General features: G+C 46.4%; 9 protein-coding genes. 8 read left to right on the top strand and 1 reads right to left on the bottom strand.

All coding sequences use genetic code 11. The features are described from left to right. Positions 1-98 precede the first annotated feature (98 nt). The 7 genes from HYN43_RS16670 (at position 99) to HYN43_RS16640 (ending at position 11,554) form a co-directional block, all read left to right on the top strand. Complete coding sequence (locus HYN43_RS16670) at positions 99-1,961, top strand: glycoside hydrolase family 13 protein (protein WP_119410423.1); 1,863 nt, start codon at positions 99-101, stop codon at positions 1,959-1,961. Positions 1,962-2,004: 43 nt separating this feature from the next. Beyond that, positions 2,005-2,655 (top strand): beta-phosphoglucomutase, encoded by a 651-nt coding sequence (gene pgmB / locus HYN43_RS16665; RefSeq protein ID WP_119410422.1) that lies wholly within the window; start codon positions 2,005-2,007, stop codon positions 2,653-2,655. A 139-nt stretch (positions 2,656-2,794) separates the two neighbouring features. Continuing rightward, a complete protein-coding gene (locus HYN43_RS16660; protein WP_119410421.1) occupies positions 2,795-5,104 on the top strand; it encodes a glycoside hydrolase family 65 protein in 2,310 nt (769 codons plus the stop codon). Between the two features lie 2 nt (positions 5,105-5,106). After that, positions 5,107-5,478, top strand: coding sequence for a hypothetical protein (locus tag HYN43_RS16655; RefSeq protein WP_119410420.1), 372 nt, complete (start codon positions 5,107-5,109; stop codon positions 5,476-5,478). Next, positions 5,475-7,277: an alpha-amylase family glycosyl hydrolase gene (locus HYN43_RS16650; RefSeq protein WP_119410419.1), complete on the top strand. Its 1,803-nt coding sequence runs from the start codon at positions 5,475-5,477 to the stop codon at positions 7,275-7,277. The genes HYN43_RS16655 and HYN43_RS16650 overlap by 4 nt, the downstream gene beginning before the upstream one ends. A 307-nt stretch (positions 7,278-7,584) precedes the next feature. Next, positions 7,585-8,961: an MFS transporter gene (locus HYN43_RS16645; protein ID WP_119410418.1), complete on the top strand. Its 1,377-nt coding sequence runs from the start codon at positions 7,585-7,587 to the stop codon at positions 8,959-8,961. Between the two features lie 112 nt (positions 8,962-9,073). Then, positions 9,074-11,554: a glycoside hydrolase family 31 protein gene (locus HYN43_RS16640; protein ID WP_119410417.1), complete on the top strand. Its 2,481-nt coding sequence runs from the start codon at positions 9,074-9,076 to the stop codon at positions 11,552-11,554. A 396-nt stretch (positions 11,555-11,950) separates the two neighbouring features. On the opposite strand, the gene HYN43_RS16635 is transcribed toward HYN43_RS16640, so the two are convergent. After that, the gene (locus HYN43_RS16635; protein WP_245446932.1) at positions 11,951-12,256 is read right to left on the bottom strand and encodes a GIY-YIG nuclease family protein; all 306 of its coding nucleotides are present in this window, start codon (positions 12,254-12,256) and stop codon (positions 11,951-11,953) included. Between the two features lie 289 nt (positions 12,257-12,545). Here HYN43_RS16635 and glgB point away from each other — a divergent pair, with 289 nt between their 5' ends. Further along, entirely contained in the window at positions 12,546-14,801 is a 2,256-nt protein-coding gene (gene glgB / locus HYN43_RS16630) for a 1,4-alpha-glucan branching protein GlgB (RefSeq protein WP_119410416.1), read from the top strand. The last annotated feature ends 60 nt before the right edge of the window (positions 14,802-14,861 follow it).

Raw genomic sequence — 14,861 nt, 5'->3', positions numbered from 1 at the left:
TATTTTTTTTCCATACAAGCAATTAATTTTATTATAAATTTGGAACGTGGTTATAGGCATCCTACAACCCAACCAATTATCCCATTATCATTTTTTATATGAGAAAAACCTTACTATCCGCCTTTTGCTGCTTGCTGGCTGCTTTGGGTGTAAAGGCACAAACGCCTGCTTTGGAGCGCGTTGAGCCTATGTCGTGGTGGGTTGGCATGAGTAACCCTAACCTGCAGTTGGTGGTTCATGGCAGCAATATCGCCTCGCGCAATGTATCTTTAAGCTACCCCGGCGTAAAGCTTAAAGCAGTGCATAAAGTTGAAAATCCGAATTATTTATTCATTGATCTTCAAATTTTTTCATCAGCAGTTCCGGGAACGTTCCCGATAAAGTTTAAAAAAGCAGGCGAAAAAGATCTGAGCTATAGCTACACGCTCAATAAACGCGATAAATCGGCAGGCCGCATCCAGGGCGTAACCAATAAAGATGTGATCTATTTGATTATGCCTGACAGGTTTAGCAATGGCGATGCTTCGAACGACTCGTTCGATAACCTGCGCGAACGCGGCGTTCACCGCGATTCGATGTACAGCCGCCACGGGGGCGATCTGCAAGGCATCATCAACCACCTTGATTACATCAAAAGCTTAGGCGTAACAGCCATCTGGCTCACACCCGAAATTGAGAACGACGAGCCTCACGCTTCATACCACGGCTACGCCGTAACAGACTACTATAAGATAGATCCACGCTACGGCACTAACGATCTGTATAAAAAGTTTGTAGAGAAATGCCACGCTGTGGGTATCAAAGTAATTAAAGACCTGGTACACAACCACGCAGGTACTGAGGGCTACCTGATACAGGATATGCCGATGAAAAGCTGGGTACACCAATGGCCAACCTACACCAAATCAAACTTCCGCGACGCCACGGTGATGGACCCACACGCCTCGCCCATGGATCGTAAGCTGATGCAGGATGGCTGGTTTGACCACCGCATGGCCGATATGAACCAGAACAATGTGTACGTGCAAAACTACCTCACTCAAAACCATATCTGGTGGGTGGAGTATGCCGGTATTGATGGGTTCAGGCTGGATACCTATCCGTATAACGAACCGGTTTACATGGCCAAATGGGCAAAGGATGTAAAGGCCGAATTTCCGAAGCTCTCCATATTTGGCGAAACGCTGGTTTGGTCGGCAGCTAACCAGGCTTATTTTACGCAGGGCAATACCGTTAACCGCGGTTTTGATACCCAATTGCCCGGCGTAACCGATGGTGTTTTAAAAGATGCTATTTACGAAGCCATTAACGGCAAAGATGGATGGACGGATGGTGTAGGCCGTTTATACTCGGTTGTAGCGCAGGACTTTTTATACCAGGATGCCACCCGCAACACCATCTTTATGGATAATCATGATATGAGCCGCCTTTTATCGATGGTGGGTGAGGATGTGGTGAAATACAAATCGGCCATCGCTATGCTGCTCACCATGCGTGGCGTACCGCAGTTATATTATGGCGATGAGATCCTGATGAAAAATTACTCTAACCCGGATGGCCTTGTTCGCGAAGATTTTCCGGGTGGTTGGGCTGGTGATAAGGATAACAAGTTTACCGCCGAAGGCCGCAGCAAAAAAGAGAAAGACGCTTTTAACTATGTAAGCAAGCTGGCCAATTACCGCAAAGGTACAACCGCCCTGCAAACCGGTAAACTGATGCAGTATGTGCCCGAAAACGGTATCTACGTGTATTTCAGGTACGATGCACAGAAAACGGTGATGATCCTGTTCAACAGTAATGAAAAAGATCAGGAAACCACCACATCGCGCTATTTTGAGCGTACCGGCGATGCCAAAAAAGCAAGGAACGTGCTTACAGATGAAGTGATTAGTCTGGATAAAGTAAGCATCCCTGCTAAAACAACATTGGTGTTAGAATTAATACCGGGGGTAACACATTAAGTAATATCTTTAGGGCGTAACAACCAGCCTTTTAACAAATTAAATGAACACGATTAAAGCTTGCATTTTCGATCTCGACGGGGTGATTGTTGACACCGCCATTTACCACTATAAAGCCTGGAAAAGGCTGGCCAACTCGCTTGGTTTTGATTTTACCGAACACCAGAACGAACAACTGAAAGGCGTAAGCCGCGTACGTTCCCTGCAACTGATATTAGGTTGGGGCAACGTAACCAAAACCGAAGCCGAGCAGGAAGTACTCGCCACCCAAAAAAACACCTGGTACATGGAAATGGTAAACCAGATGACACCGGCCGAGATCCTGCCCGGAGCCAAAGAGTTTTTAGAAACCTGTCGTGCCGTAGGCCTTAAAATAGCTTTAGGCTCAGCCAGTAAAAATTCGATGACCATTTTGGATAAGCTGAACCTCACCGATATGTTTGATGCCGTGATAGATGGCAACAAAGTAAGCAAAGCCAAACCCGATCCCGAAGTTTTCCTTGCCGGTGCGCAAGCCTTAGGCATGCAGCCTGATGAGTGCGTGGTATTTGAAGATGCCATTGCAGGCGTTGAAGCCGCCCTTGCCGGAGATATGAAGGTAGTAGGCATCGGCTCGCCGGATGTGCTGGTGGGAGCTAACCTGGTAATAAAAGGTTTGGATGAGATGACCTTGGACAAATTGTATAAATTATAAAAGGCGGAGTATTGAATGTAACGTCATTGCGAGGAACGAAGCAAACGCACGGAAGCCGAGGGGCTATGCAGATTCGCCCTGTACCGTTCGCGCTTGCTTCGTACCTTATAATGACGGCCTAACTAAATAGAACGATTTGATGAAAAACTACATAAAAGCAGATGAGTGGAGGATTATTGAAGAAGGCTTCGATCCTCATTACAATAAAATTTCTGAAAGTATTTTCAGTTTGGGCAATGGCCGGATGGGCCAGCGCGCCAATTTTGAAGAGGCTTACAGTGGCGATACCCTGTTGGGTAACTACGTGGCAGGCGTTTACTACCCGGATAAAACCCGCGTAGGCTGGTGGAAAAACGGCTACCCCGAATACTTTGCCAAAGTACTGAACGCCGCCAACTGGGTAATTATAGATGTACTGTTAGATGGCGAGCAACTCGACCTGGCTAAATGCGAAGTAAGCAGCTTTCGCAGGGAGTTGAATATGCAGGAAGGCTACTTGAAAAGAGATTTCCGTGCTAAAACAGCATCCGGTAAAGAAGTTAAAGTTGAAGCTATCCGCTTTTGCAGCATGGCCGATGATGAAACCGGTGCTATCAAATACACCATCACTCCGCTAAACTTCAGCGGCGAGATCACTTTAACGCCTGCTATTGATGGCGATGTGGTTAACAAAGATTCCAACTACGATGAAAAGTTTTGGGACGAGGTAAGTAAAGCCACCCAACCCAAAGGCGGTTACGTGGTAATGCGTACCAAAAAAACAGGTTTCGAGGTGGCAACAGGCATGCAATACAGCATCCTGCAAAGCGGTAAGGTTATTGAACCGGCTGCTGAAGCCATCGAAAAAGAAAAATACGTAGCCTCAAAAGTTACTTTAAACGCTAAGGAGGGCGAAGCGATCACGGTTATTAAATATGCCGCCAACCTTTCATCTCAAAACTACAAACCCGAAGAACTGGTTGAGCAGCTAAACGCTACTCTATCCCGCATCAGCGCCAAAGGTTTTGATACCATGCTGGCCGAACAAGCCGCTGCCTGGGCCGAAAAATGGAAGCATAACGATATCATTATTGATGGCGATATTTCTGCTCAGCAGGCTATCCGCTTCAATATTTACCAGCTTAACCAAACTTACACCGGCGAGGATGACCGCCTTAATATCGGTCCTAAAGGCTTTACCGGCGAAAAATACGGGGGTTCAACCTATTGGGATACGGAGGCTTATTGCGTGCCGTTTTACCTGTCTACAGCACCGCAAAAAGTTACCCGCAACCTGCTGTTGTATCGCTACAAGCAGTTAGGCAAGGCTATCGAAAACGCGCAACTGCTTGGTTTTAAAAATGGCGCGGCTTTATACCCGATGGTTACTATGGATGGTACTGAATGCCATAACGAGTGGGAGATCACTTTCGAAGAGATTCACCGTAACGGGGCTATCGCTTTTGCTATTTATAATTATGTGCGATATACCGGCGATGAGGCTTACCTGGGCGATTATGGTTTGGAAGTATTGTTGGGGATAGCAAGGTTCTGGTCGCAGAGGGTTACCTGGTCTGAGGATAGGGAGCAGTATGTAATGCTGGGCGTTACCGGGCCTAACGAGTACGAGAATAACGTAAATAACAACTGGTACACCAGCACCATTGCAACCTGGTGTATGCAATATACTGTTGAAGTTGCCGAAAAGGTAAAAGCCGAAAACCCGGAAAAATATGCCGCCTTGGTAAGCAAAACCAATCTCGACGAAGCAACCGAGTTCGGCAGGTTTAAGCACATCATCGAAAAGATGTACTATCCTTATGATGAAAAACGCCAGATCTTTTTACAGCAGGATGGATACCTCGATAAAGAACAGATCCTGGTTAAAGATCTCCCGGCATCCGAGCGCCCTATCAACCAAAAGTGGAGCTGGGACAGGATCCTGCGCTCATGCTACATTAAACAAGCCGACGTACTACAGGGGATTTACTTTTTTGAAGATCAGTACGATATAGATACCATTCGCCGTAACTATGACTTTTATGAGCCCCGTACCGTTCACGAATCGTCGCTTTCGCCATGTGTTCATGCTATTATAGCCGCCAAATTGGGCGACGAGGCCCGTGCTTACGAGTTTTACCTGCGCACAGCCCGTTTGGATCTGGACGATTATAACAACGATACCGAAGATGGCTGCCATATCACCTCGATGGCTGGTACCTGGATGGCTGTTGTTGAAGGTTTTGCCGGTATGCGTGTTCATGATGGTAAGCTGTCGTTCCAGCCGTTTATTCCGGGCAAATGGTCGTCGTTCTCGTTCCATATCGGTTTCCGCGGGGCTTTGCTGAATATTAAAGTAAGCAAGGAAGGTGTGCAGATCAAAAACTCATCGGATGTAGAAACTACCGTATTGGTTTACGGCAAGGAGCAGGTAGTAAAAGCCAACGATGATTTATTAGTTGAAGCATAAATATGAAATGGCTGATCAGTGGAATAATAATAGGCACCGGAATTATGACAGGTGGCTTCTTTTTGCTGATAAATCTGCTTAATACGCCACCGATAACGTTATTTGTAACCTGGCTGTTATTAAGTATTTGGGTAGCCATATTAATAGGATTAGGGTATCTGTTTATTTATCTGCTCGGGCGTAAACGCTTGTATAATATGCATATCGCCATTTTGGTGCCCTGGTTGTGGATGCCGTTGATTTTATTCACGCCACTTTTTATACATGTTGAAAACCCCGTTAGCATAGCGGTTGAAATACCTGCTATTTTAGTTTTACTGAGCATTGGTGGGGCATGGGCCCATCACCACCGTTTACAAAAAGTGGCCTTATGAAATTAAAAACCTTATATCTTGCGGTCGCCGTGTTGTTAGCTAATACAACCTACGCGCAAAAACATCATACAAAGAAACGCATGGAACAAACTACCAACCATAAGCTCATTATATACCAATTGTTGCCGCGCCTGTTTGGCAATACACAAACGCTTAACAAAACCAACGGCTCGATAGAAGAAAATGGCGTAGGCAAGCTGAACGATATTAACGATAAAGCCCTGCAGCAGATCAAAAAGATGGGTTTTACCCATGTTTGGTACACCGGCGTAATTGAACACGCCACCATGACCGATTATTCGCAATACGGCATCAAAGCTGATGATCCGGATATTGTGAAGGGTAGGGCTGGTTCACCTTATGCCATTAAGGATTATTACGATATCGACCCCGATCTGGCGGTTGATGTGAAGAACCGCGTTGGCGAGTACGAAGCACTCATTAAACGTACCCATGCCAACGGTTTAAAGGTGTTGATGGATCTGGTGCCTAACCACGTGGCCCGTACCTACGGATCGGATGTAAAACCTGCCGGTGTGCGCGATTTTGGCGAGGATGATGATAAAAGTAAAGGCTTTAGCCCGAAGAATGATTTTTACTATATCCCCGGTCAGCAGTTTGTGGTACCGCAAGGTTACAACCCTGGAGGTGATGAGTTTAAAAGCCCGTTGAAGGATGGTCATTTTGACGAGAACCCTGCTAAAGCAACCGGCAACGATGTTTTCAGCGCAACTCCATCAATTAATGATTGGTTTGAAACTATGAAGCTGAACTACGGTGTTGATTACATGGATCATCGCCGTAACCATTTCGATCCTATCGCTCCACTGTGGAACAAGGTTTATGATATCCTGCATTACTGGAGCGAGAAAGGTGTAGATGGTTTCCGCTGCGATATGGTGGAGATGGTACCTATCGAGTTTTGGGGTTGGGTGATCCCGAAACTGAAAGCCGAACATCCCGGCCTGGTATTCATCGGTGAAGCTTATGATAAAGGCAAATACAACGATTATATTTTTAAAGGCAAGTTCGATTACCTGTACGATAAAGTAGGCCTGTATGATGCCATCAAACGCCTCACCCGTGATGAACACCACTCATCAACCTGGGAAATCAATGCCGTTTGGAACCATGACAGCAAAGGCATCGACGAGCACATGCTCCGCTTTATGGAAAACCACGATGAGCAGCGCATTGCCTGTAATGATTTCGCGGGCAATCCATGGCTGGCTGTTCCGGGCATGATCATAACGGCTACATTAAACACCGGACCGGTGATGGTTTATTTCGGTCAGGAAGTAGGGGAACCTGCCCACGGCACCGAGGGTTTTAGCGGAAACGATGGTCGTACATCGATATTTGATTATTGGGGAGTTCCAGAGCACCAGAAATGGGTAAACAACCACGAGTATGACGGTGCCAACCTATCTGCCGATCAGCAAAAGCTGCGTGGCTTTTATCATAACCTGCTTACTGCGGTGCATAACAGCGAAGCCCTAAAATCAGGCGCGTTTTATGAGTTGATGATGGCTAACGAGCGTCAGCCGGGTTTTGATACCCGCCTGTACATTTATGCCCGTTATACCCATAACCACCGTATATTAGTAATAACCAATTTTAACCGGAGCGACCGTAAATTAACCGTGAAACTTCCGGAAGACCTGTTAACGAAATTAAACCAAAGCGGCCATAAACAATTCACCGACCTGCTAAGCGGAGCCAAATTCAATACCGACGATATAAGTAAAGGTGTTGAAGTAAGCCTGCCTGCCATGAGCGGCTTGTTGCTGGAGTTTTAGAAGATGCTACACGCCCTTCTCCGCGCCGTCATTGCGAGGTACGAAGCAATCCCCAATTAGCAGAGCAGCTAAGCATGTTCGCACTGTATAGTTTGGGATTGCTTCGTACCTCGCAATGACGTGGTGGTTAGAACGGTTGAGACTTACGAAGTTTTTAAAACCCGAACCGTCATTGCGAGGAACGAAGCAATCGCACGGAAGCAGAGCTGCTATGCAAAGCCGCCCTGTACAGTTAGGGATTGCTTCGTACCTCGCAATTACGTGGGAGAGAATGTGACGGAGACAATACTATTGAACCAATTAACCAATGAACCAAAACAAACCAACCATCGCGCAAAAGCCACGATTAAGCTTTTGGCAGATCTTTAACATGAGCTTCGGCTTTTTGGGCATCCAGTTTGGCTTTGCCTTGCAAACAGGTAATGCCAGCAGAATTCTACAAACCTTTGGGGCCGATGTGGAGCATCTGTCGTGGTTTTGGTTGGCTGCACCAATTACGGGGATGGTTGTTCAGCCTATTATTGGGCATTATAGTGACAGAACGTGGAATAAGCTTGGTCGTCGTCGTCCGTATTTTTTAACGGGGGCAATCCTGTCCGGGTTGGCGCTGTTCTTTATGCCAAACTCATCTATGCTGGCGGCTATCATCCCGCCTATTGTTGTAGGGGCGGGAATGCTCATGATCATGGATGCATCGTTCAATGTGGCTATGGAACCGTTCAGGGCGTTGGTGGCCGATAACCTGCCCGATAGCCAGCACACTACCGGCTTTTCGATGCAAACCTGCCTGATAGGCGTGGGCGCTGTAATAGGCTCGTGGTTGCCATATGTATTTGCCGAATGGTTTGGAATCGCTAAAACGGCTGCTCCCGGTATCGTGCCCGATAACGTGTTGTACTCCTTTTATATCGGCGCCGCGGTATTGATAGGGGCTATATTATGGACCGTTATCCGTACCAAAGAATATCCGCCCGAAGTTTATGCTACCTTCCACGAAAAAGACGAATCGGCATCAGGCCATAAAAGCGGCTTAACCGAGATATTTTCCGATCTGGTTAATATGCCCAAAACCATGAAACAGCTGGGTTTGGTACAGTTTTTCTCCTGGTTCGCCTTGTTTTCAATGTGGGTATTTACCACCCCGGCTGTGGCTGCACATGTGTATCATATTCCCGCAGGCGACACTTCATCTGTTGCTTATAACGATGCCGCCAACTGGGTAAACGTTTTATTTGGTGTTTATAATTTTGTTTCGGCTATTTATGCCTTGTTGCTGCCGCGCATCGTAAAAAATACAAGTCGGAAGGCGGCGCATGCTTTTTCGCTGGCCATGGGCGGTTTAGGCCTCATTTCAGTTTTCTTTATTACAGATCCTAAATTGCTTGTCCTCTCCATGATAGGTATCGGCCTGGCCTGGGGCAGTATCCTTGCTATGCCTTACGCTATCCTATCAAGCTCAATACCAGCTAAAAAGATAGGTGTGTATATGGGTATTTTCAATTTCTTCATCACTTTTCCGCAAATTGTTAACGGCATCGTAGGCGGCCCTATCGTAAAATATCTTTACCATAATCAGGCTATCTATGCTTTGGTAATGGCTGGCGTTTTTATGTTTTTGGCTGCCATATCAGTACTATTTGTTAGCGATGGCAAAAAAATCCAGATTATTGAGCCGGTAAATTGATTAAAAGTTAAGGAATTGGCACGGTAAATGGTTTTTTGGTTAACAACAATGTTGTATATTGCGTAGTAAGTACACTTTATACATATTTGCAGAACCCAACTAATTTGTTTTAATGGAAAGTAATACCCCAAATCCAAACCCGGAGCTGATTACCAGCAAATTGACCGAGATTGAGAATCTGATTGAAGAAGAAGAGGAGTTTCACCACCTTAATAACCCTGCCGATGGTATTAAGCCTGTAGTTAAAAAATATCTTGGTGTGCCAAATCACGCCGATCAGGTGGGCAATAAGTTTTACTTTACCGATGGCGACGCCAAAGTTGAAGTTGTAGTGGTTACCGACGAGATAATCCGTGTAAGGCTTGCACCACACAGCGTTTTTTTAGAAGATTTTTCGTACGGTGTGCCTAAACTGCCAACCAGGCAGGTAAGCTTTAGCCTTCACGAAGATGAGAACGAGTTTCGCGTATCAACCTACAAGGTAAACTGCCATATCCGTAAAAAAGATTTCTTTATCTCCTTTTCGGATAGCAACAACCATGTAACCAGCATGGATGCCACCCCAATGCACTGGGAAGAGAACGTGCAGGCCGGTGGTTACTATGTATTTTGCACCAAAACATGTGCGCCCGACGAAAGCTTTTTCGGTTTAGGTGATAAACCAACAGAGTTAAACTTACGCGGCAAACGCTTAAAAAACTGGAATACGGATGCCTACTCGTTCCAATGGAACCAGGATCCGCTTTACCGCAGCATTCCTTTTTACATCAGCGTAAACGAGGGTATAGCACACGGTATTTTCTTTGATAATACTTTTAAAGCCCAGTTTGATTTTGGCTCGGAAGATCGTACTAAAACGAGTTTCTGGGCTGATGGGGGCGAATTACAATATTACTATATCCACGGTCCGCATATGATGGATGTGGTAAAAAGCTACCACACCCTTACCGGTACGCACCCTATGCCACCACTTTGGGCCCTGGGTTACCACCAATGCCGCTGGAGTTATTATCCAGAAGCCAAAGTGCGCAAAATTGCCCGTGGCTTCCGCGAAAATAAAATTCCTTGCGACGGTATCTATTTAGATATCGATTACATGGATGGCTACCGTTGCTTTACCTGGAACCGCAAGTACTTCCCCGATCCTAAAAAGATGATCAGCGAACTGGCTGCCGATGGTTTTAAAACTGTGGTAATTATTGATCCTGGTATTCGTGTGGATGATAACTATTCGGTGTTTAAGGAAGGTAAAGAGAAGAAATACTTCTGCCGCCGAAGCGACGATTACTTTATGGAAGGCCACGTATGGCCGGGCCGTTGCCAGTTCCCCGATTTTACCAACCCTGAAGTGCGTGAGTGGTGGGGTGGTTTGTTTGATGAACTGGTGCAAATGGGCGTTGCCGGTGTTTGGAATGATATGAACGAACCTGCCGTATTTGGCGCGGGTACTTTCCCGGATGATGTTCGGCACCAGTATGATGGTTACCGTGGTTCGCACCGTAAGGCTCACAACGTTTATGGTATGCAGATGGTGCGTTCAACCTACGAAGGTTTGCGCAAAATCATGAAAAATAAACGCCCTTTTACCATTACCAGGGCAGGTTACTCGGGCGTGCAACGCTTTTCGTCGGTGTGGACCGGCGATAACGTGGCCAGCTGGGAACACCTTAAAATAGGTAATATCCAATGCCAGCGCCTTTCTATTTCTGGTATCCCTTTCTGCGGAACTGATATAGGCGGCTTCAGCGGCGAGCCTGATGGCGAATTGTTTACCCGCTGGATTCAGATGGGAACCTTCTCGCCATTTATGCGTGCGCACTCGGCAGGTGATACCAAAGAGCGCGAACCATGGAGCTTCGGCGAGCCGTTTACCGCTATTAACCGTAAATTTATCGAACTACGTTACCGTTTGATCCCTTACCTGTACTCAACCTTCTGGGAGCATCACCGTTACGGTTTTCCTATTTTGAGGCCGATAGTAATGCACGAGCAGGATACGGTGATGAACCACTTCCGCCAGGATGAGTTTACTTATGGCGATAAGATATTGGTTTGCCCGGTAATGGAGCCTGGTCAGCGTAAACGTAACGTTTACCTGCCAAAAGGAAAATGGTACAACTTCTGGACTTATGAGGTTGTAGAGGGTGGCAAAGAAGTATCGGTAGAAACTCCGCTTGAAACCATGCCATTGTTTGTAAAAGCAGGCTCGGTAATTCCCGAATACCCGGTAATGCAATACGTTGGGCAGCAGGAAATTGAAGAGGTTAAGCTGAATATTTATTATACCGATTATGAGGTTAACTCCTTCCTGTTTGAAGATTACGGCGAAACTTTCGCCTACGAGCAGGATATTTACCTCGAGAAAAAATTCGTAGTAAACGGTGATGCCAAAACGGTAACCATTGATCAAAGCCTGGAAGGTTTGTACACCCCGCGCTATGATGGCTACCATTTTAACCTGATCGGTTTCCCATTCAAACCATCAAAAATTACTGTTGATGGCAAGGATGTGAAAGAGTTTCAGTTAAATGATGATAACACGATAGAGTTTAAATATACCAAGACGTTTAAGCATATTGAGATAAGTAAGTAAGAATAGAGAGAACCCTTAACTCCACCTCGTCATTGCGAGGCACGAAGCAATCCCCGATAGGCAGGTCCACCCTGTAATCGGGGATTGTTTGTTTATAAATGTGCCGCAGCTCTCTCCACCACGTCATTGTTAATACGAAACAATCCGTAACTATACAGAACAATCACGCAAATCTCTTCACCACGTCATTGCGAGGAACGAAGCAATCCCCAAGCGGCAGAGAGGCTATGCAAATCCGCCCTGTAAAGTAGGGGATTGCTTCGTTCCTCGCAATGACGATTTGTTGAGTATGTTCGTTACTTGTGCGTCCGTCCAAATACCTGAGTCACTATCCTAACAGACGGATAGTGGACACTTATCTTTCCACCGCATCATTGCGAGATGGTTTAAGTGTGATTACTCCTTTATCAAATCGTCATACAAATCTGCCCAAGCAGGATTTAATCCGTTAACAAGATTTATTTTAGCTTGCCTGCTACTTCCTTTCAGCGCTTTTTCACCAGCAATAGCCTCTTCTATGCGTGGGTAAAAGAGATAATAAACCAGCTTATTGCATTTGTACTTAGCTGTAAAGCTTTGTGGATACGTTTTATTTTTATGATCGGATATTCTGCCGATGATATCAGATGTTATCCCCGTATATAATACCGAATGTGTTTGATTGGTAACGATATAAACACATCCACCTCGTTGCATAACCATGCAGTTAAGATAATCATATTGCCGATATCTTACATGGTGTCTCTGTAAGTAGGGGATTGCTTCGTGCCTCGCAATGACGTGGTGGAGAGATTTGCGTGATTGCTTAGCAAGTAGGGGATTGCTTCGTGCCTCGCAATGACGTGGTGGAGAGTGTTTCCTCTAAAGGAAAAATAAATTCCCAAATCCCCTCATAGTATTTTAATCCTGTTATATTTGATTGTATATAAACCAAACTCAATCCTGTGTTTTGGGTTATCATACGGTACCCAAATAGGTTATTTCATATATCATGGCCAAGAAAACTACTAAAACCGAAACACCGCTACCCGACGCGAAGCCTGTAAAAGAGAAAAAAGCAGTAAGCAAGGCCAAAACAGAAAAAGTTACGCCGCCTGCTGAGGCCGAACCTGCTAAAAAAGCAAGTAAAGCCAAAGCTGCTGCCCCTGCCGATAAACCCGCTACAGCGAAGAAACCAGTTGCCACTAAAGCTGCTAAGCCTGCCGCTGCCGATAAGTCCGCACCTGCTAAAAAAGCTGCCGCGGCAAAACCGAAAGCCGTTAAAGCCGAAGCCGCCGAGGTTGCCGACCCTCAACAGCCTGTGCAATTACAAGCCGTTGAACCTTACAGCCGCTTTAGCGATTTTGATATCAGTTTGTTTAAATCGGGCAAGCATTATAAGCTGTACGAGAAACTGGGATCGCACGTGGTGGAGCATTTGGGTGTGGTGGGTACTTACTTTGCGGTTTGGGCGCCTAATGCGCAGTATGTAGCGGTTATTGGTAATTTTAATGGCTGGAACCGTGGTTCGCATAGCCTGAATGCCCGCTGGGATTCGTCGGGTATTTGGGAAGGTTTTATTCCGAATATTGGCAATGGCGAAACCTATAAATATTATATAAAATCATCTACCGGGGAAGATCTGGAAAAGAGCGACCCTTTCGCTTTGCGTTGGGAACTGCCTCCGCGCACAGCATCGATAGTGGCCGATACCTACTACGAGTGGCAGGATGCGGCCTGGATGCAGAGCCGCCATGAATATAACGCTTTGGATAAACCTTACTCGGTTTACGAGGTGCATTTGGGTTCGTGGGCGCGCAATCCCGAAAGCCCTGATGAGTTTTTAACTTATACCCAACTGGCCGCCAAACTGGTGCCCTACGTTAAGGAAATGGGCTTTACGCATGTAGAGTTTATGCCGATAATGGAGCACCCTTTTTACCCAAGTTGGGGCTACCAGGTGAGCGGCTATTTCGCAGCCGCATCGCGCTACGGCACTCCGCAGGAGTTGATGTTGCTGATAGAGGAGTTTCACAAAGCCGGTATTGGTGTGATATTGGATTGGGTACCATCGCACTTCCCAGGTGATGCGCACGCGCTGTACAACTTTGATGGTACACATTTATACGAGCATGCCGACGCACGCAAGGGTTTCCACCCGGATTGGAAATCGTACATATTTAATTATGGCCGTAACGAGGTTAGGGCTTTCCTGATCAGTAACGCTATTTTTTGGCTGGACAGGTACCACGCCGATGGTTTGCGTGTTGATGCCGTGGCCTCGATGTTGTACCTCGATTACTCGCGCAAGCATGGCGAGTGGGAAGCCAACATATACGGCGGGAACGAAAACCTGGAGGCTATTTCATTTTTGAAAGAGTTTAATGAGGCGGTTTACGCTAACTTCCCGTCTACGCAAACCATTGCCGAGGAGTCCACTTCGTTTACAGGCGTTAGTCGCCCGGTTTATTTGGGGGGATTGGGCTTTGGCATGAAATGGATGATGGGCTGGATGCACGATACCATTGATTATTTTAAAAACGACCCGATACACCGCAAGTATCACCATAACGAGATAACTTTTAGTACCATATACGCCTTTACCGAAAACTTTATGCTGCCTTTCTCGCACGATGAGGTGGTGTACGGCAAAGGATCAATGCTGCGCAAAATGCCTGGCGATGAGTGGCAGCAATTTGCCAACCTGCGCCTGATGTACGGCTATATGTTTACTCACCCCGGCTCAAAACTGTTGTTTATGGGGGCCGAGTTTGGGCAGGGCGATGAGTGGAACTTCAGCCAGTCGTTACAATGGCACGTGCTGCAATACCCTAACCATATGGGCATCAGCGAAACCATTAAAGCCCTTAACCAGCTGTACCGCGATGAGCCGGCACTGTATGAAAAAGCGTTCTCGCACCAGGGTTTTGAATGGGTTGATGGCGGCAATGCCAACGATTCGATACTGGTATACCGCCGCATGGGCCACGAAAGCAAAAACGACCTGATGATAGTGTTGAACATGACCCCGGTTGTACGCCGCGATTACCGCATTGGCGTACCTGCAGCCGGTAAATGGAAAGAGCTGTTTAACTCGGATAACGAAAAATACTGGGGCAGCGGCATCATCAACTACGATGCTGTACAAAGCGATGCCGTTAGCTGGCATGGCAAAGCGCAATCAATCAGCATAAGCATCCCGCCGCTGGGAGCTATGGTGTTTAAAAGGTTGCCGGATGTGCCTGCTAAGTATGAGTTGAAGAAGTGAAGAAGAGAGACTTACGCAGTTTTTAAAACTTCGTAAGTCTGATAAGAAAATCTCCCACCT

Source organism: Mucilaginibacter celer (assembly GCF_003576455.2).
Classification (GTDB): Bacteria; Bacteroidota; Bacteroidia; order Sphingobacteriales; family Sphingobacteriaceae; genus Mucilaginibacter; species Mucilaginibacter celer.
The sequence above is the reverse complement of the archived record's forward strand: the minus strand, read 5'-3'. Positions and strand labels throughout refer to the sequence as shown.

Excerpts from the sequence above, each read along its gene's own strand:
- HYN43_RS16670 (WP_119410423.1), top strand. The coding sequence starts at position 99 with ATGAGAAAAACCTTACTATCCGCCTTTTGCTGCTTGCTGGCTGCTTTG.
- pgmB (WP_119410422.1), top strand. The coding sequence starts at position 2,005 with ATGAACACGATTAAAGCTTGCATTTTCGATCTCGACGGGGTGATTGTT.
- HYN43_RS16660 (WP_119410421.1), top strand. The coding sequence starts at position 2,795 with ATGAAAAACTACATAAAAGCAGATGAGTGGAGGATTATTGAAGAAGGC.
- HYN43_RS16655 (WP_119410420.1), top strand. The coding sequence starts at position 5,107 with ATGAAATGGCTGATCAGTGGAATAATAATAGGCACCGGAATTATGACA.
- HYN43_RS16650 (WP_119410419.1), top strand. The coding sequence starts at position 5,475 with ATGAAATTAAAAACCTTATATCTTGCGGTCGCCGTGTTGTTAGCTAAT.
- HYN43_RS16645 (WP_119410418.1), top strand. The coding sequence starts at position 7,585 with ATGAACCAAAACAAACCAACCATCGCGCAAAAGCCACGATTAAGCTTT.
- HYN43_RS16640 (WP_119410417.1), top strand. The coding sequence starts at position 9,074 with ATGGAAAGTAATACCCCAAATCCAAACCCGGAGCTGATTACCAGCAAA.
- HYN43_RS16635 (WP_245446932.1), bottom strand. The coding sequence starts at position 12,256 with ATGGTTATGCAACGAGGTGGATGTGTTTATATCGTTACCAATCAAACA.
- glgB (WP_119410416.1), top strand. The coding sequence starts at position 12,546 with ATGGCCAAGAAAACTACTAAAACCGAAACACCGCTACCCGACGCGAAG.